Genomic DNA, 21,715 nt, shown 5'->3' with positions numbered 1-21,715 from the left:
TGTGAGAATAAGTGATAAGTTTGAAAAGCTTATGCTTCTCGTTGAGTCGCGTGTTTGCCTAGCTCAGACTTCTTCTCGTCTTTTAGGTACAGGTTTTCGAAACAGTAATTGGTTGCTTCGATGTAACCTTCTACGCTACCACAATCAAATCGCTTACCTTTGAATTTGTACGCAAGTACGCAGCCAGCTTTCGCTTGCTTTAGTAGGGCATCAGTAATCTGAATTTCACCACCTTTTCCTGGCTCTGTGTTTTCAATTAACTCGAAAATGTCAGGAGTAAGGATGTAACGGCCAATGATGGCCAGGTTACTTGGCGCTGTGCCTTTCTCTGGTTTTTCAACCATGTCATCCACACGGAAGATATCATCTTTGATCATCTCACCTGAGATAACGCCGTATTTGTGAGTTTCTTCTGCTGGGACTTCCTGTACCGCAACAATAGAGCAGCGGAACTGTTTGAACAGCGCAACCATTTGAGCCAGAACGCCTTCGTCTTCATTGACACAAAGGTCATCAGCTAAAACAACAGCAAAAGGTTCATCACCAACCAGCTCACGACCAGTCAGGATAGCGTGTCCCAGACCTTTCATCTCTCGTTGACGGATGTAGGTAAAGTTAGCTGACTCAATGATTTCACGAATGTCTACCAACAGCTCTTCTTTGTTAGTGCCGCTGATTTGGTGCTCGAGTTCGTAGTTTTTATCAAAGTGATCCATGATTGAGTGTTTGCCACGACCTGTCACAATGCACATGCCGTTCATACCAGCTTGGATCGCTTCTTCAACGCCATATTCAATTAATGGCTTGTTCACTACCGGCATCATCTCTTTTGGCATTGACTTGGTCGCAGGTAAGAAGCGCGTACCATAGCCTGCAGCAGGGAACAGACATTTTTTAATCATTGGGGGAATTTCCTTTCTCGTCATTATCTTCAAGAATTTGCGCATAACTTTAACACGAGTGTTATGTCTTAATCATGAATAAAGTAGGAAAAATTGTGAGGCAGGGGCCGGAAAAAGAATGAGCGGATCAAACTAAGTGTTAGAACCGCATTAACTTAGTTAACGGGAGGTTACGTTAATTAAGACATCAGATTCTGATCAGCCCAAGCAATCGCTTGTACGCGGTTTTTCACCGAGAGCTTTTTAAAAATCTGGTACAGGTGAGACTTAATCGTAAACTCGCTCACAAATAACTCTTCTGCCATTCGGCTATTGGATGCCCCATTTTGAAGGCAGCGCAACACTTGTAATTCCCGAATGGTAAGATCCACGGTCGCGGGTGCGGTATGGGTATTGATCACATTGCGGTAGTAGTGAAGCAGCTGGCTGGACACATTGCGAGGTAACCAGTTTTGGCCATTAATGATGCCTTTTAATCCTTCCCCAATTCGTTCAAGCGATTCGTCGGCATAGAATACGCCTTTTAGCTGGCCGAAAGAGAGCAGCTCATCCGTAGTCAGGCGTTTTGGGACATTAAAAATCACTGTTTCAAAGTTTTTCCACACCAGTGGCAAATTCTTAATCGACTGAACAAGCGATTTATGTTCACTGAAATCGATGAGTAAGATTTTATTACGATGTTTAGGCTTCGCTTCCATTAAAGCATCCGTCGAGATCACTGGGATACCGATCTCGATGTACTTCTCCAGTGCCGCTACCTTTTGGGGCGCATTCTCTTCCATACTGATCAGAAATAGCTTTCTGGCGTAAGCTGATTTTTTCATGATGTCAAATCTCCCAATCTTCAGTGAAGGTTGTACGTTGGCATCAAAGAATCGTCTGCGCTATACGCTTGGTGAATAAATGCGTTCAGATTCAAAGCTTCACGCTGCGATGTCTGCAACGTGAATTAAAAATGCTACATGTGCTGGTTGTATAGAGATTTTGGTTCTAGATAATAACTAGATAGAACACTATCGTATTAGACTTTAATCAATCCAGTAAAGCGTGCTATTCTAATGCGCTAAAATTTTAACTACCCAGAGTCAAACGGAGCACATCATGGCCAGCCGTGGAATTAACAAAGTTATTTTGGTGGGGAACCTAGGTAACGACCCTGAAATTCGTTACATGCCGAATGGCGGTGCAGTAGCAAACATTACTATTGCAACCTCTGATTCATGGCGTGATAAAGCGACTGGCGAACAGCGCGAAAAAACTGAGTGGCACCGAGTTGTGCTGTTTGGCAAACTTGCGGAAGTTGCTGGCGAATACCTACGTAAAGGCTCACAAGTTTACGTTGAAGGACAACTTCAAACGCGTAAATGGCAAGATCAGAGTGGTCAAGACCGTTACTCAACTGAAGTTGTGGTTCAGGGCTTCAATGGCGTAATGCAAATGCTGGGTGGTCGCGCTCAAGGTGGCGCTCCTGCTATGGGTGGCCAGGCACCTCAGCAAGGTGGTTGGGGTCAGCCTCAGCAACCAGCTCAGCCGCAATACAATGCGCCTCAGCAACAAGCTCCAAAGCAATCGGCTCCACAACAGCCTCAGCAGCAGTACAATGAGCCACCAATGGATTTTGACGACGATATTCCGTTTTAATCTTAATTGCACTGAAATTTCAAGGGCCGCGAATATCGCGGCTTTTTTATTATCTGTGCCCCATACTGAATAGTATGAGATGTTCTCAAGTGATGACATTGTTTGCCGCTAACTAAACTATGGCGGTAAAAACAGTATGCCTCTCACAATCAAACTAATCAGATTGTTTATTAAATATCGATCAAGTATAAGTATTTCAATAAGGTATATGGTGAATAGAAAAGGAATTCGGTGTTCATGAGGTATACCCCAACTCTTAAACTAAGCACGCGGCTGGTGGCTTTCGTCACTATGATCGTGATATGCGCAATGTTTATCTTATTTGTCGGCGGCACCCTCTCTTTTAAACGGCTTGGGCAAGAATATCTTACCCATTATTTAGAAGGGATCGTTGAGGTGGTCGACAAGGAGATGGAAGATCCGGATGCGGCATATTCCATGCAGCGCTGGATGCCCAAAATGCTGCAGGCCAGCAACATTGTTGAAATGACGTTGACGACCAATGATGCGGTCGTATATCGGTTTAAAGACACGTCCCATAAGATGGACGCGTCGGTCTTGTTTGAAAAAGAGTATCCGCTTACTCACAACCAAGACTATGTGATCTATTTTAAGGCGATACCTCCTTACTTAGGTTACGGCTATTCAATGCAGGCACTGTGGTCGATCACTCTGGCGGTGATTTTGATCATTTTTTGTCTGATGCGTGGCGTCGCTTGGTTAAAAGAGCAGTTAGCTGGTTCAGAAATGCTGGAGGAGCGTGGCCGAATGATTTTGGCCGGCCGTGTTGAGCAATACGCAAAAGGTGATAAATCCGAGTGGCCTTACACCGCCAGTGAAGCGCTCGATGTGCTCATTGAAGAGCTACAAGATGCGCGCCAGGAGCGCAGTAGGTTTGATACTTTCATTCGAACGCAGACCTTTTTAGACAAGTTAACGGGAACGGCGAACCGAGTGCTGTTCGACAGTAAGTTGGAATCCTCCTTACTAGAAAGCGGTGCGCGTGGCGCAGTGATGCTTGTACGTCTTCACGACTGGAAGTTAGCTGAAGAGGAACAAGATAAGCAAGTTACCGATGATTTTATCGTTGAGGTAGGCAGTCTGCTATCTAATCTGGTTCAGCGTTATCCTGACGTGGTTTTTTCGCGCTATTACGACTCTGATTTTGCGTTGTTTTTGCCTCATCAGGATGCAAAAGGGGTAGCAAACCTTGCTTCACAATGTATTCGTCAGCTTGAGAAATTGACGCCACCAGAACCATTGGAACCAGATAACTGGTGTCACATTGGTATCACAATGTTTAAAGAAGGTGAGCGTCATAGCCAGATTATTGATGAAGCAGAAACTGCATTACGCAGCGCACAGCTACAAAATAACAACAACTGGAGTCGCTTCAAAAAGTGGAATCACGATGAGGAAGTTCGGGGAAGTGTTAGATGGCGTACTTTGTTTGATAAAGCGCTGACCCCTGAAAATGTGCTACTGTATGCACAGCCGGTTTTTGTAATGAATGATTCATCACATAAAAAGCCGCTGTATGAAGCGTTAACCTGCCGCCTTCAAGACCCGGAAAACGGCATTGTGAAAGCGTCCAGGTTTATCTCAGCCGTTAGACAGGTAGGTTACGAAACTCAAATGGATAAGGCTGTGGTTAATAAATTCTTAAGAAGTTTTAAGGATAATTTTGACCACTCAAAATCATATGCACTGAGTTTAACTGTAGTTCCATTTGCTAATCGAGAATATTTCAAATGGTTTCGTTATGAATTGCTACAGTTGTCACGTGAGCAAAGAAAGTGTCTCAATTTTGAGTTTGTGGAAGCACAATTTGTAAGACACTTAGACTTTATGCGCCCAGTGGCTAAAATGCTGGCAGGTTTAGGATGCCAGCTAATGATTGGGCAAGCTGGGCGAACTATCGTCAGTAGCCATTATTTGAAAGAGGTCGACATTCGTTACCTTAAGCTCCATCGTAGCTTGGTGACCAAGATAGATCAGCGGCATGAAAACCAGCTTTTTATTCGCAGTATGTTAGGTGCTGCCGCAAACAGTAAAACCAAAATAGTGGCAGTGGGTATTGAGAACCGGAATGAATTAAATACTTTACTTGAGTTAGGTGTATACGGTGGTCAAGGTCGCTATTTTGCTACAGAGCGACAATTCCTTCCCCGTCCGCAAAAGATGCAGCCCACTCGGTCAGAATCCCAAGTTAAGCCAGGGAGACGAAATCGCTGGCGTAAAAAATAAAGATAATATTCATGGATCTTAAAGCAGTAGTAGACAAGTTTGTGCGATCGTCAGGTAGCGGTCGCGCTTGTTTTTTAGTTATTCAGCCAGACGCAATCTATTTATCATCATCACTGAAAAGTGCCCGACCGACCCGGTTTGAAGTCTCTGAGTCAAACTGGGAGAGAGCGGTGGAACAGGCACTCAGTGTCGCAGCCAGTTCTTACGATTCATTAAAGGTAGTACTGTCTCACAACTACTACCAGATGTACCAAATCGATAAACCAGCAATGCCTCGTCACGAGTGGCCTGCTGCATTGCCGTTTTTGTTGAAAGAGCTTATCTCGGAACGCGCAATAGATATCGTTGCGGACGCTGTAGAACTGCCAAACTCGAGTAAGGTTCAGGCGTACGTGTTATCAAGAAAAACACTTGATAAGCTTGTGCAGATCGCGAATCACGCTCAGCTGTCATTAGACGCTATTATTCCTGAAGACTGTGTTTGGGGTCATACTGCCGGGGAACTCGGTAATTTCATTTTGCTGCAACGCAGTGTTCGAGGACACTTCCGCATCAGTGCATTTGTCGAACGCACGATTGCATTTCATCGTTCCATTCGCAGTGTGACGCCGCCGTTGACTGGGGTTCCTTCCACTGAGCTGCAAATGGACAGTCTGTCATTGGAACTTCAGCGCTCGATTGACTACTTGTCGTCACAGCTGCGCCATGTCCAACTGCATCAGATGAAAGTGTGCTGTGATGAAGAAGATGAACACGAGCTGGTTCAATCTCTTAATTACCGCCTGAGCACTAAAGTTTCGCCATTAATTCATGAAGATAATGAGTTATCAGGACATGTGCTGGCCAATACTGCGACAGCAGCTAACGCGCTACACGTTAACTTATACCCTGACTACTTAAAGCCGAAAAAAGAGCTTCTGACTTTAAGAAATGTGGTGATTTCTTGGGGTGTTGCGGCGGCGGCTATTTTTCTGTCCTATGGCTACGTAACCTGGCAGAGTGAAGGATTAGAAGATGAAATTGCCATTGTGAAGAGCAAAGGCGAGATCATGAAATCTGAGCTGGAGAGGGCTCAGGTCAAGTTACGCAAGCATCAGCCTGACACCAGTAAGTTAGCCGCGAAAGAGCGTCTTGAGCGCACCGTGAAGGCTAAGCGAGACTCGCTAAAAGCGGTCGGGAAATATGACGATTCACAACTGACAGGGTACTCCGGTGTCATGCAGTCTCTTGCTAAGTTAGGCAATAGAGAGATTTCTTTATCAGAAATTCGAATTAACAATAATACCTTGAACTTAAAGGGGTTGGCTAAAGCGCCAAGCTCAGTGCCTAGCTGGGTGAACCGATTTAAAGATGAGATCAACCTTGTTGGTCGTACTTTCGATGACGTGAATATTGGTCGCAATGAAAAAGGTATTGTCACGTTTGAATTGAAGGCCGGGGAGGAGAAAAAGAAATGAACGAGTTCTGGCTTTCTCTGGAAGAACGTTTTGGTGAAATGAGTGCACGAGAAAAAATACTGATCGCCTTGTGTGGTTTGGTGACAGTGGTGATGCTGCTGTTCACGCTCGTGCTCGAACCTAAACTTAACCAAATAAATAACAATGAAAAACAGCTGAGTAACTTAAAGCAGGCCAACCAAAAAACTGAGATTGATATTTTGCGTATACAAGCGCAGCTAAAGAAAGATCCAAATTCGGAAATTGATTTGCAGGTTTCAGGTCTGCTTGCTGAAAGCCAGCGCCTTTCGCAGCAGCTTTCAGAGATCATTGAGCACCTTATTACCCCTTCGCAGATGGCGGGGTTGCTTGAGCAAGTGTTAGAGCAACAAAAGGGGATTCATTTAGTCTCTTTGCAAACGTTGCCTTCAGAGCCGATCTCTGACGACAAAGAAGTATCTCAATATTCAGGGTACTACGTACATCCTGTGCGTATGGAAGTGACGGGAGATTACTTCTCTATTGCGAATTACTTGGGTAAGTTGGAAAAGCTACCTGCAAGCTATTACTGGCGCAGTTTTCATTACAAAGTGGATGAATATCCTAAAGCAACATTAGTGTTGGAAGTGTACACATTAGGCTCTAGAGAGGCGTTTATCGGTGGTTAAGAAGTTCATTATCTCAATAGCCTTAACGGTCATTGCGGGAGGAGTATGGGCAGACCAAGACCCTACCGCACCACTTGGCTGGCAGAAGCCGGCTGCCGAATCTAACGCCAAACCAACAAAAAAACGGTCGAGGCTACCGACACTAAACAGCATTGTTTGTAAAGTTGGCAGCCAATGTAGCGCCATTATGGATAACCAAATTGTAGAGCAGGGTGAACTGTTCAAAGGTTATCGCGTGGTGAGTATCACCAGTGAATTTGTAACTTTAAAGCAGAGTAACCGTCAGTGGAAGCTGGAGCTTTTTGGTTTAAACGTAAAAAAATAAGAGTCAGAGCCTGATCAGATATGCGCAAATTAGTTGTAGGAATTATTACTGCTTCTTTAATGGGATGTTCCATGGGGCATCGAGATCCTGTTGAAGTGAAACAAGCTCTCAATGAGTCGATCAATCAAGCCAACAGTCGTGCTTTAGAAGAGCTGCCTTCTTCTGTTGAAGCCGACCTAATGCCGAACTTAGATACCAGTTCGTCTTCGGAGCAAGCGACATCCAAGCGTTTTCGTATTCAGGCGAACGCCGTTGAAGCGAGAAGCTTTTTTGCTTCACTCGTCAAAGGAACTGAATACAGTGCCGCGATTCATCCGGCAGTTGCGGGTAACATTACCGTTAATTTGACTGATGTAACCTTAGATGAAGTACTGAGTGTTGTGCAGAACATGTACGGCTATGATGTGATTAAATCAGGCAAAGTGATCCAAGTTTATCCAGCGGGCATGCGCACGGTAACGATTCCTGTCGATTATTTGCAGTTTAAACGAACTGGTCGCTCACTAACGAGCATCAGTACGGGCTCTGTCACTTCTGCAGGGACGTCCAACTCCGGAGGAAGCTCAGACAGTTCAAGTTCGTCAGACTCTGAAAACAGTAGTGATAGCTCAACGTCTCCAACCGGTGGAACGCGCATTGAAACGGTCACTGAAAGTGATTTCTGGCCAATGTTGCAACAAGCGGTCGCAAACCTGATTGGCTCGGGCAAAGGACAAAGCGTTGTCGTCACGCCACAGGCTAGCGTCATTACGGTTCGAGCGTTTCCTGATGACATTCGTCAGGTGCGTGAGTTCTTGGGTGTTTCTCAAGAGCGCATGCAGCGCCAGGTCATTCTCGAAGCCAAAATCTTGGAAGTGACGCTGAGTGACGGGTATCAGCAAGGCATTAACTGGTCTAACTTATCTGCGTCGATTGGCTCTGGCGGTGTCTCTTTGGGTCGTCCTTACGCTGGTGGAACAACATTACCAGGTACTGGAGTTACAATACCAACGTTGCCGGGGTTAGATACGATCGGTAACTTGCTGGGTGGCCAGACGAACGTCACCATTTCTGATGGTAACTTCGATGCCGTCTTGAGCTTCATGTCGACTCAGGGCGACCTTAATGTGCTATCGAGCCCACGCATAACCGCAGCGAACAACCAAAAGTCGGTCATAAAAGTAGGCACAGACCAATATTTTGTTACCGAGCTCTCAAGTAACGTGGGTAACGGTGATAACTCAAATGCTGTACCAGAAGTGGAGCTAACGCCTTTCTTCTCTGGTATATCACTCGATGTGACCCCTCAGATCGACGATAAAGGCAATGTGTTCCTCCATGTTCACCCCGCGGTGATTGAGGTTGAAGAAGAAACTAAAGTTCTGAACCTTGGCGGAGATTTCGAAGATGTGCAGTTGCCACTGGCAAAAAGTTCGATTCGTGAGTCTGACTCTGTTATTCGTGCCAAAGATGGTGACGTTGTCGTCATTGGCGGTCTGATGAAGCAGCAGAACTTAGAACAAGTGTCTAAAGTGCCTTTCTTGGGCGATGTTCCTGCTCTTGGGCACCTGTTCCGTAATGTGAACAACGTGACACAAAAAACCGAGCTGGTGATTTTGCTTAAACCGACGGTAGTTGGTGTGAACTCTTGGCAAAAAGAGCTGGAACGCTCGCGTGATCTGCTTCAAGAGTGGTTCCCTGATGCGGAATAACGGTATTGAGACGTTAAGTTGTTCAAAATGTTTGTGATTTGAATATGTACTTGTCGCATTTTGGATTTCGAGTTCAGCCTTTTTCACTAACCCCAAACACAGAAATGTTTTTGGGGTTAGTCCCTCATTATGAAGCGATTCAGACCATTCTGGCCGCAGTTCAAATGGGGGAAGGGGTAATTAAGGTAACGGGAGAAGTCGGCACCGGAAAAACCATGGTGTGCCGTAAGCTGATTGAGCAGTTGGACTCACAAGTAGAGTTGGTTTATCTGCCGAATCCAGTCTTAAATGGTGAGCAGTTACAGTTCGCTGTCGCCAGAGAATTAGGGATAGAGAACAACGATCCTTTACTTATTGTGTCACTCATTCAGGAACATTTGATTCGCGTTCATTCATCAGCCAAGAAAACGGTACTGATTGTGGATGAAGCGCAGGCACTTTCTCCTCAGGCATTAGAAGCATTACGCTTGCTTGGCAACTTAGAAACTGAACATGACAAGCTGATCCAGATCGTGTTATTTGGTCAGCCAGAGCTTGATGAACGCTTAGCGACTCATGAGCTGAGACAGTTTCGCCAGCGCATTACGTTCAGCTGTGAGTTACGTCCACTCTCACTCGATGAGGGAGTGGCATACATCAATAATCGTCTGGATATTGCAGGAAATGGAGCTCATATCTTTTCAGTAGAGCAGAAAAAAGCGATTTGGCGTTCAGCAATGGGCATACCAAGGCTGATTAATCAAATCTGCCATAAAGCCCTGTTAGCGGCGTTTAACGAAGGTTGTACTTTATTGAAAAATCAGCACGTTTATCTAGCAATACACGACACATTTGATGCCCGTAAACCCAAATTTAAAACACCCGTATTCTGGGGATGGAGTCAACCTTGAGTGCCATCAATAAAGCATTATCAGAAATTACAGAAAAAACATCACCGTCTGAATTAACCAGGGCCGAGATACCCCATGTTTCTCGCAGCAAGCCTTGGTTATGGCTGGTGGCGGGGTTTTCATTGAGCCTAGCGGTCGGAGGCTGGGCCGTATCTCGAGGCCCGGTTGCATCAGATGAATTCGCACAATATCAATCAGGGGAAGGCTTGCAGGTTAAATCCACGCTTGATGAACCTGCTTATTCACCGACCAGTAAAATGACGCCAGAGACAAGTCGTCAGGTTTACACTACGCCAGCTCAACAACAGCAAGTTATTGAAGCACCAGTAACAAAAAGTGAACCAGTAACAAAGACTCCTGCACCAGAAGTTGACTCGTTTACTCCAAGACAAGAAGTGAGAGCGGTTGCGCAAGCGCCAATTCTGCTTGCTCAAGTTACTAGTGTTCCAAGTGAAAGTGCTCCATTGGACTCTGGTACTGAAAGTTCGATGAATATTGAACAGGTTGAGCTGACGCATCATCAGTTAGCGATCAAAGCGTTAGGTCGTGCAGAGAAAGCTTTGGATGCCAATGATATGCAAACCGCGCTTTCTGCGTACCAAGAAGCCCTGCGTTATGAACCAACCAATGTGGACACACGTCAAAAACTCGCGGCGCTTTATTTTGGAAAAGGTGACACACGAAAAGCGTATGAAATTATGCAGGAAGGCATCAGCCTAGACATTAACAATCAAACACTGCGACTGGCGTTATCCAAGCTGTTGGTCAAAGCCAAACAGCCTCAGGCCGCGCTTAGCCCGCTGGTTCACATGCCGCCAATGCCAAATCGAGATTATTTGGCAATGCGTGCCGTGTTGGCACAAAAGCAGAAGCAGGATGAAATTGCATTGGAGAGCTACCAGTTACTGACCCAGCGCGATCCAGAAAATGCTCGTTGGTGGATGGGGTTAGGTATACAGCAGGAGCGAGCACTGCAGTTCTCTTCGGCTATCAACTCATACAATAAAGCGCTGGGGAAAGTTGGGATATCGAACCAGTCACAAGCCTTTATTCGCGATCGATTGACGGTTCTTAAGCAGTTGGAGAATGCGCAATGAAAATTCAGTTAAGAAAACGCTTGGGTGACCTTCTGGTTGATGAAGCCATTGTAACCGAAGAGCAGATTCAACAAGCGCTAACGGCACAACGTAGTACCGGTCAGAAATTGGGTGATGCACTGATTGATCTTGGTTTTATTACCGAGAAACAGATGCTCAATTTCTTATCGCAGCAGCTAGGCTTGCCGTTGATTGATCTTGGCCGAGCTCCGGTCGATCCTGAAGCCGTACAAATCTTACCTGAAGTTCATGCGCGTCGACTGCGCGCGATGGTGGTTGCTCGTAATGGCCACACGTTGCGTGTTGCGATGAGTGATCCTGCGGATCTGTTCACGCAAGAGTCGCTGATGAACCTGCTTGGCGAATACAGTCTGGAATTTATCATCGCGTCGGAACGCCAACTGATCGACAGCTTTGATCGTTACTATCGTCGGACTAAAGAGATTGCTTCATTTGCTGAGCAATTACAGGCGGAGCACCAAGATGTGCAGAGCTTTGATTACGGAATCGACGAAACTGACAGCGAAGAAGTAACGGTAGTAAAACTGGTTAACTCCATGTTTGAAGATGCGGTTCAGGTCGGTGCGTCAGATATTCATATTGAGCCTGATGACAAAGTACTGCGTCTTCGTCAGCGTATTGATGGTGTGTTACATGAAACGCTGTTAAATGAAGTCAAGATTGCTTCTGCGCTGGTTCTGCGTTTGAAGTTAATGGCTCAGCTGGATATTTCTGAAAAACGTTTGCCGCAAGATGGCCGTTTTAATATCAAAGTTCGCGGACAATCGATTGATATTCGTATGTCGACCATGCCGACTCAATATGGTGAGTCTGTCGTTATGCGTCTGCTTAACCAGTCTGTGGGTCTACGTCCGTTGGAAGAGTCAGGTTTACCTCCTGAATTACTTGCTCGCTTACGACGTCAATTGTCTCGCCCGCACGGGATGATTCTGGTCACCGGGCCGACCGGTTCCGGTAAAACGACCACATTGTATGGCGCTCTGAGCGAGTTAAATGAGCCCGAAAAGAAAATCATCACCGCAGAAGATCCGGTTGAGTATCGATTGCCGCGAATTACTCAGGTTCAGATCAACAGCCGTATCGATCTGACGTTCTCTCGTGTGCTGCGCACGTTTCTGCGTCAGGACCCGGATATCATTCTGGTTGGTGAGATGCGTGATCAAGAAACCGTAGAGATTGGTTTACGTGCTGCACTGACCGGCCACTTGGTACTCAGTACACTGCACACGAACGATGCTATCGACAGTGCCCTGCGAATGATTGATATGGGCGCGCCAGGTTACCTGGTGGCGAGTGCTGTACGAGCAGTGGTTGCCCAGCGTCTTGTCCGCCGTGTCTGCCCAGACTGTAAAACGGAAGAGAGTTTGGATGAATCACGTAAGCAATGGTTAGCTGGACGTTTCCCTAATCAAGTCGGCGTGACTTTCTACAAAGGAAGCGGATGCCAAAACTGTAACCTAACGGGTTACCGTGGTCGAATCGGTGTATTTGAAATGCTCGAATTAGAAAACGAGATGATGGATAAACTGCGTGCTAACGATGCGGTTGGCTTTGCACGGGTGGCACGTAGATCCGAAAAATACAAACCACTATTGGCTTCGGCGATGGAGCTCGCACTGCAAGGCACCGTAAGTTTGGATGAAGTCATGGCCCTTGGTGAAGGGGATGCTTCTGGTAAAACTGACCCAATTTTACTATAGGTAAGTTAATGCCAATTTTTCGTTATCAAGGTCGTACTCTAGACGGTTCATCAACCCGTGGCAGAATCGAAGCGGTTAATTCTGAATCTGCTGCTGAAACGTTGATGAATAAAGGGGTGATCCCATTAAATGTACGTTTAGAGAAAGAAGGAATGAAAAACCAGTTTAGCTTGTCGCAGCTACTGGTTCCGGCTATTCCATTAGAAGTGATTATTCTGTTCTCCCGTCAGCTGTTCAGTTTGATTAAAGCGGGTGTGCCGTTACTGCGTTCCATGCGGGGATTACTGCAAAACTGCGAAAACAAACAGCTTAAAGAAGCGCTAGAGGATGTGGTTTCTGAGCTGAGTAATGGCCACAGCTTGTCATCTGCGATGCAGCAACACCGCAAAGTTTTCAGCCCTCTGTTTGTGTCGATGATTAACGTGGGCGAGAACACGGGTCGACTGGATCAGGCGTTGTTACAACTGGCCAATTATTATGAGCAGGAGCTGGAAACCCGTAAGCGAATTAAAGCGGCGATGCGCTATCCAACGTTTGTTATCGTATTCATTACCATCGCAATGTTTGTTCTGAATATATTGGTGATTCCTGAGTTCGCTTCTATGTTCACGCGTTTTGGCGTTGATCTGCCATTGCCAACTCGCATCTTGATTGGGACCTCTAACTTCTTTGTGAACTATTGGGTACTACTTATCGCTATGATGATCGCGGGATTTATTATCTTTAAATCTTGGGTTGCGACGGCAGATGGTCGGGAGGCGTTTGACCGATTCCGTCTGCGCTTGCCGATCGTTGGAGATATTGTTAATCGCGCCCAGTTATCACGTTTTTCTCGCACCTTCGCTCTTATGCTGAAATCAGGGGTACCGCTCAATCAGTCTTTGGCCCTTTCTGCTGAAGCCTTGGGTAACCGATTTTTAGAAAACCGTATTTTAGAGATGAAGTCAGCCATTGAAGCGGGTAGCACAATCTCTGTTACGGCCATCAACAGTAAGATATTTACCCCATTGGTGATCCAGATGATCGCGGTGGGGGAAGAAACGGGCCGCATTGATGAGTTGTTACTTGAAGTGTCTGATTACTACGACAGAGAAGTGGATTACGATCTCAAAACACTGACGGCGCGGATAGAACCGTTACTTTTGGTTATCGTGGCTGGAATGGTTATGGTGCTGGCACTTGGTATATTCCTGCCAATGTGGGGGATGCTGGACATCATCAAAGGCGGCTAATGCGTGGTTGAAAATCAAAACCGAGCAACGCTAATACTCTGCGGTCTGGTCGCTATTATTTTTGTTGGATTAGTGTTTAAATTCCAATCAGTTGCAGAAGAAGCGCGAGTGACAGGTGCAAGGTTGGCGAAAGTCTGGATGCTCGATAGTGTTCAGCGCTATAGAGAAGCCTGGCTACTCCAAGGCGAGCCAAAACAATTGGAGATGGACGGTTTTCGCCTAACGATGACAGAAGGAGGGCTAGTCTCTCCCTTTAGTAAACAAGGCGACTTAGATTGTACTTACTGGTTAGCGGTTCATTACCCTCAGCGTAAGATCATGACTATTGAACCATCCGAAATAGGTGGGGCGATAAAAAATGGCCTTTATATATGCAACTATATATACAAAGAATCTTACAAGGTAATCGTTACCGCTAACACGAATGACCTAATAAGTGTCGAGATATTGTCGGAGTGATTTTTTTGACACTTTAGTACTATAAACAAGCAGATAAAATAGATATAATACTCGGATTAAGATAGGTAAATAGTTGTAATGTTGAGCAAATGAATGCATATTAAGCGCGTTGCGTTTGCAACCAAATGATGGTCAACTGTCACTATTTTTCGCGAGCTGTTCCGTTTCTATTTCGCTATCTGACTTAGTGAACTTTAAAGCCCAACGCCATTTTGTCTCCCTTACAAATGGTGTCATCAAATTTATCTGTTGCAGTCTTACTGCATGCTTACATAGAGAGAGTAAACAATGAAAAGACAAGGTGGTTTCACCCTTATCGAACTAGTAGTGGTAATTGTAATCCTAGGTATTCTAGCGGTAACTGCGGCACCACGTTTTTTAAACCTACAAGATGATGCGCGTAACGCAACTTTAGAGGGACTTAAAGGTTCTCTACAAGGTGCTGCTGGTATTGTATATGGTAAGGCTGCAATTGCTGGTGTAGAAGCATCAGACGATGCGTCAATTAAAATTGGTGACAATACCATAAACACTGTTTATGGTTACCCAAAAGCAGAGTTCGCTTCACTTGAGCATATTGTTGATGGAATTGGTGCTGCTAAAGCAGGCACTGACTTTGAAGTGATTGATGCAACGACTGACACAAAATGGATCACTATTGGTATTCCTGGATATACTAAACAATGTGTTAAATACACTAGTTCTGTTGGCGAAGATCAGGCTCCTGCGATTGTAGTTACAGATACTAACTGTACTGCTCCGGGTAATGCTGGATAAACTCTCAAAGTTAAATAAAGGCCAGCTAGTCTGGCCTTTATCTCTTTATTTTGATTAATCTCGGAATAGTTCATATGCGTAAATCATCGGGTCTTAGTGCAATCGAATTTGTGGTTGTGCTAATTATCTTAGGTGTAATCGGCTATGTGGTATTACCAAGATTTATCAGTTTTGAACCAGAGACTTATGAAGCGAAATGGGAGCAAACTAAGCAAACCGCTGAGCATGTTTCTGAGACGCTAAGTAATAAAGAAACCTACGATAGAATTGAACAAGAATTAGGACGTTCAAAAGCAGACAAATAACCTGTGCTGATTATTTGTACACTTGGTCGCAATTCGAATTGAAAACTGATAAACCTATCATAATACTCATAAATTCATCGTATACTTAAGTCGCTTGTCCTAAGTTTTAGCCTAAGGTCGGGTTATGAAAATTCGCAGCTCTACATTAGGGTTTACATTAACAGAATTGATCCTAGTGATCGTTCTTCTCTCCATCCTTTCTCTTTTTGCGGCTAGCCGTTTTATCGGCAAAAGCAGCTTTTCTGCATTTGTACTTCAGGAGCAAGTCATTTCTGTGATTCGTCAGGTACAAGTCAATCGAATGCAGTCGAATATTGATGACTCGGATGACAATTTTCGTCTACAAGTTTCAAGTTCATGTATTGGCTCAGTGGCCGCCTGTGCGCTTGGAGATAGTCAGCAAGATTCTCGTAGTGATTTTGTCGCTGATGATTCTACTCAGTTCTCCATTAAAGGCGATGTTGAAAGCCCCATTGATTTTAGCTTACTTGGAAATCCCCTGAACTCGGCAAGTAGCGGTGTCTCCATACTCATTGAGAATAAGAATGGCGGTAGCCGTTGTGAAGTTGATATCAACAGCCAAGGTTATGTTTCAAAAGGATTGTGCTTATGAAAAAAGTTCGCGGCATGACCTTAATTGAAATGATCATCGCGATTGTCTTAATGGGCATAGCGATGGTGGCATTCACCTCCGTTCTCGTTCCTCAGGTTAGAGATTCTGCCAATCCCCATTATCAAACCCGTGCCTCAGCTTTAGCCCAAAGCTTTATGTCGCAAATTCTTGCACGTGGTTTCGATCAATGGAGTGATTTTGATGGTGGGCTGGTACGTTGTGGAGAGCCCAAAGATAATCCCCACCCAGACAACCCTTTGAACTTATGTTCTTCGAGTTTGGGTATCGATACCCTATATGGAGAAGAATTATCCAACCCTGGCTCTTTTAATGATGTCGACGATTATATGGGTTGTTGGTATACCGAAGGCACTGAATCAAGTTGTGCCGAAAAGTATTCAGGTAAGCATTACCAGTTAAAAAATGTACTGGGTAATGCCATGCAGAGTGACTACAAAAACTTTCGTGTAGAAGTTGATGTGAACTATGTTACGGAAAATGGTAGCGCTTCAACCGATGTTACTGATTATAAACGGATCACCATGACTATTTACGCTGGGCGAGTTCAGCCTTTGATACTGTCTGCGATTCGAGGAAACTACTGATGAAAATACGTGGTTTTACCTTGATAGAAATGATCATCACGATCGTCATTGGCAGCATTATTATGCTCGGTATCGCAGCTTATTTGCGCCTTGGTGTCCAAGGGTACTCTGACAGTATTGCGCGGCAAAGGCTGCAAACTCAAGCGCAGTTTGTGATTGAAAAAATGTCCCGAGAGATTCGTCATGCGGTGCCGAATAGCTTTGAGGTTACACAGGGAGGCCGTTGTCTTTCCTTTTTTCCTACCTCACTAGCTGGCTTTTATAGTAGACAAGGCGTAGACAATATTGAATTTCTCGTCGGAAATGTAAAAGCAGATCGCACCGTTTACGATAGAGTTCCTGATGATTTAAGAATGATTATAAACCCCTCCTACTTTGATGATTTATATAACTCTACGAGTGATATGGATGTTGGGGGAGAAGAAAAATCCAGTGCAACTGGTGTCTTTACAATTAGTGGCGCGAGTTCATTCAGTAGCGACTCTGTTGGCTCTCGCTTTTATTTGTTCAATCCCAACTTTGGTGTTCGTTACTGTTGGAATGAACAAAAGAACGTCATTGAACGGGGTAATATATCTGTTACCCATCATGAAGATATGATTAATGTGGAAACCATTTCTGCCAACGTTAGCTCTATAGCTTTTGAGTTTCAGCTTCGTACACTTCAATCAGGTGGTATTGTCCATATGGACTTAGTATTAGAGCAGAACGGTGAAGAAAGTGCTTACCAACAAGACGTGCAGGTGCTCAATGTTCCGTAAACGAAATCAGCAAGGTAATGTTCTTATCGTGGTGCTTTTTGTCATTATCGTGATGGGTTATTTAGCTGCTTCTCTTATGAGAATCAGTTGGTCAAATCAAAGTGGACTAACTCGGGAGTTCTTAGGCACAAAAGCCTGGTTTGTCGCTCAATCTGCCAACGAATGGGCGCTGACAGAGTTGTACCCGCTTAACGATGATGATCCTGATATCGCAGATATTTGTTTGAATGAGGTCAGCGGTGCAACCCCTAATGTTACACAGAATACGGCATGTAGGATTAATAAGATGAGTTGTTTGAAGTTGGGGGTTCTGAATGAGGGAACCTCAGAGGCACAGTCTTTATTTAGAGTGCAAGCAACCGCCATTTGTGGTTCTGGGCTGTCTCAAGTGCAGCGTCAGCAAGAAGTTTGGGTTAGGGAGTAGAATGATGAAAAAGACTTTAGTACTGTTCATTTCTCTTACTTTGTCTGCTTTTTCGTATGCCAAGAACGTTACATATGATCTGGCGGAATCAGGTATCAATATTTGTGATACAGGCTCGGGTCAGCTACTCGGTAACGTTTATCGATGTATCACTGGTGGCATCACGTTAGAGAAAGGTGATTCAGTAATCTATACCGGAGAGTCAAATGGAGCCCCTATCACGCTCGAAGCAGTGAGCGGTAACATTATTCTTGAAGGGAAGAACAATGTAGGTACCCAACAGCAGCGAATCAACCTAAAAACCTCAAGCTCTCCTTCCCGTTTGCAGGTGATGAAACGAGGTGGATTCAGCAAAGGAAATAATAAAAACTCAAGTGGTTATAGAGACATAGTAATTAGTAACAAAAGTACGGTCTGGGGTGATATACATGCACATAACGATGTGACGCTAAGACATAGTGTTATCCAAGGCAACATTACCTCTGATGGTGGTGACGTAACGACTGGTGATGATGAAACTAAGAGCTCTACTCATAACAAGATCTTTGGCAATGTAACGGCTTTACATGCAATTTACATTAAGCAAACATTAGTCTGTGGTACGCTCGAATCTAAAGGGCGCACGGTTACTGTTGAAAACTCAAAAAGCAATGGTCAGGGCAGTGGTAATGGTAATTCAAATGGGGTTTTTGCGTTGCACGATGCTATTAAGTCTCATGGCCAACCAATACTCAAACAGGCAGACATCTGCGGCTCGATTAACCCAACCCCAAGTTCTGATCCGCAGAGTGACATTTATTGTGGAGTGAATGAGCCTGATTGCGATTATGCCCCTGCTAAGTGCCCAATTTCATATGTTGAGTCGATTTGTGGTTGGGAGCCGGAGCCAGAGCCACTTCCCGACCCTCAGATTTGTATTAATGAAGACTTCACTGGTGAGAACCCTTTACAAAACTGGACGGTAATGGGGCGTACTGCTAGTACGGCTAAGCCACAGGTGGTTGGTAACCGTTTTCAAGTATCTACCAACAAAAATGATCAATCGACAGCTTCCGCATATAAGGTGACGATTCCGTCAGATGATAATGTAGTTCAAATCGAATTTGATCATTATGCACGTAGCTCTACTACCAACCCTGGTGGTGATGGTATTGCTATTGTTCTATCTGATGCAAATATACCCCCTTCGCCAGGCGCAACGGGTGGTGCACTTGGTTATGGTGTCAAACCCGATATGGAAGGGTTTGCGGGTGGATGGATAGCATTTGGTATTGATGAATATGGTAACTTCTCCTCTCAGGGGAGTGTTGAACCTAGTGATACTAGTCCGGGGCGGAAAAAGCACTCGATCGCTATACGTGGTGCGGGTTATCAGGCATCCTTCAATGGCTCACCATCCAATGCTTGGTTTGGTGGTTATAAATTTATAGCAAATAACACAAATGTGGGCTCTTTAGATGAGAAGGGAGGGTACGATAGCCACGACAACTATTTGGCAGGTAGAAACTCATCTGATGTTCATCGCTATAGAATGATGGTTGATAGCCGAGAAGATATTCCTGGGCGAGCGAGTGGTGTTTGGGTATCAATTGAGCGAAGAATTAATAATTCGGAATGGGAATCTATCATAGAGCCATTCGATGTAATGAAGAATTTCGGACAGCCAGAACCACCAAAGAACTTTATCGTTTCAATCACTGCGGGTACTGGTTTAAACACTAATATCCATGAAGTGGCAAATTTAAAGTTATGTGCTGACCAATTCAACCTAGAGCCTAAAATAGACCATTTCCGGTTTGAATATGACGGTTCGGGAGATGTTTGTGATGCGCAACGAGTGACTTTAACTGCTTGCATGGATTCCGAGTGTACAGAAACTTATCCCCCAAGTGAGTTGACTAATCCTGAAGAGCTAGAAGTTACACTTACAGGTTTATCTAATGCTGAGTGGCAGTTCTCTAATGGACAGAGCATTTCAAATAATACACTGACATTTAAGCATCAAGTGAATTTGCAAATTCGCTCACAGGGAGCTGAGAGTGTCAAACTTGGTATTGATCGTACTTCCATCGAGACACCGAATATTGAGCCTATAAAATGTAAGTTAAATGGGAAAAATGATTTTGATCCTGCGTGTACCATGCATTTTGATAGTTCGATTACTGTAGATGTTCCCGATAAAGTTGCCGCTCTGCCATTCTTTGCTAAAGACGGCAGCCAGCAGTACAGCAGTACCCCGTTTGTCAGTTTGTGTGAGTCAGTACCTTCAATGCCAGAAACAGACATCGTCAAGGATATTGAAATGATGTTTGCGTATGAGCAGCCAAAGTCTGGTGAAACGGTTACTGTTCGCTTTAAAGGCTCGAATGGAAAGCTTGGCGCGCCAGTACAGCTCAATACAACAGGTTGGACAACCATCAATGATGTGTACTTTACGTCTCATGGTAAAGCCAACTTTGACCTCAGTTATCCTGAGGTAGGAAAAATCAGCGTTAAAGCAAGAATTAAAGATGATTCTGACTCTGGAAACTTTAGCAGTTTTGTTAGTTTCCCTGCTCGGCTTGAGTTAACTGCGAGCAGTAGTAATAAAAATGGTACGTGTGAGAACTTTTATTCTGGTTGCTCAAAAGGGTTTACAGCTGCTGGCGAAGTTTTTGACTTGACGATAAGGGCTTATCAAGGTGATGGTTCTATAGCTAAGAACTATCAAGAAAAGAATATTGTAATCAGCAACAGCGTTAAGTATCCGTCAACTGGCTCATCAGCCAAACTTCTGAATGAGAAGCTACCTGAATCAAGTCAATGGTCTCGTGGCAGTGTGACGTTTGATCAATCTGTGTCTGACGTGGGGGCTTTTGAGTTTAAGGTGCAAGCACCTATTGCAACCGATGAAAATGGCGATGAATTGGATAAATCACTCTATCTTGGTAGTAACGCGTTCAAAATCCAAGATGGCAATTTGACTGTCGGCCGATTCTATCCCGGACAATTTAGCGTTTACGAAAATGTAGAAGCTGGTATGTCCACTCTTTGGGCATACCCCAATGAACAAAGTTTTACGTATATGGGACAGCCTTTTGGACTAAAACAATTCTACATTGAAGCGTTGTCGAAAGGGGGCGGAGCCCTGCGTAACTATGCTTATTTCGATGATTACTTCGCGAAGTTTAACTTGTATGAAAGTGACTCTAAATATATAGGTAGATTTAGTGCTCTAAGCACATATTCAGGCGAATGGTTAAACAGCAGTAACAAACCATATGTGTCAGGGCAAAGTGTTGGTCAATTTAGTGCCAATGATCTTGTATGGAATAAAGTGGTGTCTAAACCCGATGGTCCTTTGAACTACTTAGAGAAATCATCGGATACCTCAATTTCTATTGCTCAATCCTCATCCTCAGTAGACAAAACTGGTGTGACTATTGGTACAAAAGAACTTAATGTCCAGCCCGACATCCGTTTCGGTCGTGTTGACCTTGATGATGTAGGTGGACGTCAAGGGGACACCTTACATGTTCCACTACATGTTGAATACTGGAATGGCAGCCGATTTGTTGTTAACTCAAATGATAGCCAAACAGATATAAACGGTATTAAGTGGGAACAGGATCATATCTGGCCAACAGGTGAAGGCGCTGCTCCAAAAGACGTTAATTTAGGAGCTGGTGGTGAAGTGTCTTTTGGTTCTTCTCGTTCTGTAACTGCAACGCAAGCAGAATCGTATCGTCAGCAAACTCGCGTTTGGTTAGATTTGGAAGCAAATGGTTTACCTTGGCTCAAATACAACTGGGATAAAGACCTAGCCGGAGAAGAAAACCCATCCTCTGTCGTTACCTTTGGAATCCACCGTGGTAATGACCGCGTGATTTACCGTGGTGAGCCGGGGTTAACTGCTCAGTAACAAACTTCGGTTTTTGCGCT

Annotated in this window: 20 protein-coding genes; 18 read left to right on the top strand and 2 right to left on the bottom strand. The window is 44.6% G+C overall.

Annotated elements, in window-relative coordinates; translation table 11 throughout:
- Positions 1-29: 29 nt before the first annotated feature.
- Together galU and V1U08_RS20615 are read right to left on the bottom strand one after the other, a co-directional pair.
- Positions 30-902: a UTP--glucose-1-phosphate uridylyltransferase GalU gene (gene galU, locus V1U08_RS20620; RefSeq protein WP_239951162.1), complete on the bottom strand. Its 873-nt coding sequence runs from the start codon at positions 900-902 to the stop codon at positions 30-32.
- Positions 903-1,081: 179 nt separating this feature from the next.
- Complete coding sequence (locus tag V1U08_RS20615; RefSeq protein ID WP_014233118.1) at positions 1,082-1,726, bottom strand: LuxR C-terminal-related transcriptional regulator; 645 nt, start codon at positions 1,724-1,726, stop codon at positions 1,082-1,084.
- Positions 1,727-2,003: 277 nt separating this feature from the next.
- Here V1U08_RS20615 and V1U08_RS20610 point away from each other — a divergent pair, with 277 nt between their 5' ends.
- The 18 genes from V1U08_RS20610 to V1U08_RS20525 all read left to right on the top strand — a co-directional run bounded on the left by V1U08_RS20610 (position 2,004) and on the right by V1U08_RS20525 (position 21,695).
- A complete protein-coding gene (locus V1U08_RS20610; RefSeq protein ID WP_014233117.1) occupies positions 2,004-2,543 on the top strand; it encodes a single-stranded DNA-binding protein in 540 nt (179 codons plus the stop codon).
- Between the two features lie 237 nt (positions 2,544-2,780).
- On the top strand, positions 2,781-4,790 hold the full coding sequence (gene csrD, locus V1U08_RS20605) for an RNase E specificity factor CsrD (RefSeq protein ID WP_065297434.1): 2,010 nt from the start codon (positions 2,781-2,783) through the stop codon (positions 4,788-4,790).
- Between the two features lie 11 nt (positions 4,791-4,801).
- Positions 4,802-6,247: a hypothetical protein gene (locus tag V1U08_RS20600; RefSeq protein ID WP_014233115.1), complete on the top strand. Its 1,446-nt coding sequence runs from the start codon at positions 4,802-4,804 to the stop codon at positions 6,245-6,247.
- Positions 6,244-6,894: a type II secretion system protein GspM gene (gene gspM / locus V1U08_RS20595; protein ID WP_330471348.1), complete on the top strand. Its 651-nt coding sequence runs from the start codon at positions 6,244-6,246 to the stop codon at positions 6,892-6,894. The genes V1U08_RS20600 and gspM overlap by 4 nt, the downstream gene beginning before the upstream one ends.
- On the top strand, positions 6,887-7,219 hold the full coding sequence (locus V1U08_RS20590; protein ID WP_020334514.1) for a hypothetical protein: 333 nt from the start codon (positions 6,887-6,889) through the stop codon (positions 7,217-7,219). The genes gspM and V1U08_RS20590 overlap by 8 nt, the downstream gene beginning before the upstream one ends.
- 20 nt (positions 7,220-7,239) lie before the next feature.
- Entirely contained in the window at positions 7,240-8,910 is a 1,671-nt protein-coding gene (gene mshL, locus V1U08_RS20585) for a pilus (MSHA type) biogenesis protein MshL (RefSeq protein WP_330471347.1), read from the top strand.
- Positions 8,911-8,954: 44 nt separating this feature from the next.
- Entirely contained in the window at positions 8,955-9,800 is an 846-nt protein-coding gene (locus tag V1U08_RS20580; protein WP_020334512.1) for an ExeA family protein, read from the top strand.
- A complete protein-coding gene (locus tag V1U08_RS20575; RefSeq protein WP_330471346.1) occupies positions 9,797-10,897 on the top strand; it encodes a tetratricopeptide repeat protein in 1,101 nt (366 codons plus the stop codon). Before V1U08_RS20580 ends, V1U08_RS20575 begins: the two co-directional genes overlap by 4 nt.
- On the top strand, positions 10,894-12,618 hold the full coding sequence (locus V1U08_RS20570; RefSeq protein ID WP_330471345.1) for a GspE/PulE family protein: 1,725 nt from the start codon (positions 10,894-10,896) through the stop codon (positions 12,616-12,618). The genes V1U08_RS20575 and V1U08_RS20570 overlap by 4 nt, the downstream gene beginning before the upstream one ends.
- 8 nt (positions 12,619-12,626) lie before the next feature.
- A complete protein-coding gene (locus tag V1U08_RS20565) occupies positions 12,627-13,850 on the top strand; it encodes a type II secretion system F family protein (RefSeq protein ID WP_330471344.1) in 1,224 nt (407 codons plus the stop codon).
- A gap of 3 nt (positions 13,851-13,853) precedes the next feature.
- The gene (locus V1U08_RS20560; protein WP_330471343.1) at positions 13,854-14,309 is read left to right on the top strand and encodes an MSHA biogenesis protein MshF; all 456 of its coding nucleotides are present in this window, start codon (positions 13,854-13,856) and stop codon (positions 14,307-14,309) included.
- 288 nt (positions 14,310-14,597) lie between these two features.
- Positions 14,598-15,086: a type II secretion system protein gene (locus tag V1U08_RS20555; protein WP_330471342.1), complete on the top strand. Its 489-nt coding sequence runs from the start codon at positions 14,598-14,600 to the stop codon at positions 15,084-15,086.
- Positions 15,087-15,160: 74 nt separating this feature from the next.
- Positions 15,161-15,391, top strand: coding sequence for a type II secretion system protein (locus V1U08_RS20550; RefSeq protein ID WP_065300262.1), 231 nt, complete (start codon positions 15,161-15,163; stop codon positions 15,389-15,391).
- A 124-nt stretch (positions 15,392-15,515) separates the two neighbouring features.
- Positions 15,516-16,004 (top strand): pilus assembly FimT family protein, encoded by a 489-nt coding sequence (locus V1U08_RS20545; protein ID WP_330471341.1) that lies wholly within the window; start codon positions 15,516-15,518, stop codon positions 16,002-16,004.
- Positions 16,001-16,609, top strand: a complete 609-nt coding sequence (locus tag V1U08_RS20540) for a type IV pilus modification PilV family protein (protein ID WP_065297424.1) — start codon at positions 16,001-16,003, stop codon at positions 16,607-16,609. Before V1U08_RS20545 ends, V1U08_RS20540 begins: the two co-directional genes overlap by 4 nt.
- Entirely contained in the window at positions 16,609-17,370 is a 762-nt protein-coding gene (locus V1U08_RS20535; RefSeq protein WP_330471340.1) for a PilW family protein, read from the top strand. The genes V1U08_RS20540 and V1U08_RS20535 overlap by 1 nt, the downstream gene beginning before the upstream one ends.
- Positions 17,360-17,794 (top strand): MSHA biogenesis protein MshP, encoded by a 435-nt coding sequence (locus V1U08_RS20530; protein WP_065297422.1) that lies wholly within the window; start codon positions 17,360-17,362, stop codon positions 17,792-17,794. The genes V1U08_RS20535 and V1U08_RS20530 overlap by 11 nt, the downstream gene beginning before the upstream one ends.
- Positions 17,795-17,798: 4 nt before the next feature.
- Positions 17,799-21,695 carry a DUF6701 domain-containing protein gene (locus V1U08_RS20525; RefSeq protein ID WP_330471339.1) on the top strand — a complete coding sequence of 1,299 codons (3,897 nt, stop codon included), beginning with the start codon at positions 17,799-17,801 and terminating at the stop codon, positions 21,693-21,695.
- The last annotated feature ends 20 nt before the right edge of the window (positions 21,696-21,715 follow it).

It is taken from the genome of Vibrio sp. YYF0003 (assembly GCF_036350715.1).
GTDB classification, from domain to species: Bacteria; Pseudomonadota; Gammaproteobacteria; order Enterobacterales; family Vibrionaceae; genus Vibrio; species Vibrio natriegens.
The sequence above is the reverse complement of the archived record's forward strand: the minus strand, read 5'-3'. Positions and strand labels throughout refer to the sequence as shown.

Coding starts and splice junctions, on each gene's coding strand:
- galU (WP_239951162.1), bottom strand. CDS start 902: ATGATTAAAAAATGTCTGTTCCCTGCTGCAGGCTATGGTACGCGCTTC.
- V1U08_RS20615 (WP_014233118.1), bottom strand. CDS start 1,726: ATGAAAAAATCAGCTTACGCCAGAAAGCTATTTCTGATCAGTATGGAA.
- V1U08_RS20610 (WP_014233117.1), top strand. CDS start 2,004: ATGGCCAGCCGTGGAATTAACAAAGTTATTTTGGTGGGGAACCTAGGT.
- csrD (WP_065297434.1), top strand. CDS start 2,781: ATGAGGTATACCCCAACTCTTAAACTAAGCACGCGGCTGGTGGCTTTC.
- V1U08_RS20600 (WP_014233115.1), top strand. CDS start 4,802: ATGGATCTTAAAGCAGTAGTAGACAAGTTTGTGCGATCGTCAGGTAGC.
- gspM (WP_330471348.1), top strand. CDS start 6,244: ATGAACGAGTTCTGGCTTTCTCTGGAAGAACGTTTTGGTGAAATGAGT.
- mshL (WP_330471347.1), top strand. CDS start 7,240: ATGCGCAAATTAGTTGTAGGAATTATTACTGCTTCTTTAATGGGATGT.
- V1U08_RS20580 (WP_020334512.1), top strand. CDS start 8,955: ATGTACTTGTCGCATTTTGGATTTCGAGTTCAGCCTTTTTCACTAACC.
- V1U08_RS20570 (WP_330471345.1), top strand. CDS start 10,894: ATGAAAATTCAGTTAAGAAAACGCTTGGGTGACCTTCTGGTTGATGAA.
- V1U08_RS20565 (WP_330471344.1), top strand. CDS start 12,627: ATGCCAATTTTTCGTTATCAAGGTCGTACTCTAGACGGTTCATCAACC.
- V1U08_RS20555 (WP_330471342.1), top strand. CDS start 14,598: ATGAAAAGACAAGGTGGTTTCACCCTTATCGAACTAGTAGTGGTAATT.
- V1U08_RS20550 (WP_065300262.1), top strand. CDS start 15,161: ATGCGTAAATCATCGGGTCTTAGTGCAATCGAATTTGTGGTTGTGCTA.
- V1U08_RS20545 (WP_330471341.1), top strand. CDS start 15,516: ATGAAAATTCGCAGCTCTACATTAGGGTTTACATTAACAGAATTGATC.
- V1U08_RS20540 (WP_065297424.1), top strand. CDS start 16,001: ATGAAAAAAGTTCGCGGCATGACCTTAATTGAAATGATCATCGCGATT.
- V1U08_RS20535 (WP_330471340.1), top strand. CDS start 16,609: ATGAAAATACGTGGTTTTACCTTGATAGAAATGATCATCACGATCGTC.
- V1U08_RS20530 (WP_065297422.1), top strand. CDS start 17,360: ATGTTCCGTAAACGAAATCAGCAAGGTAATGTTCTTATCGTGGTGCTT.
- V1U08_RS20525 (WP_330471339.1), top strand. CDS start 17,799: ATGAAAAAGACTTTAGTACTGTTCATTTCTCTTACTTTGTCTGCTTTT.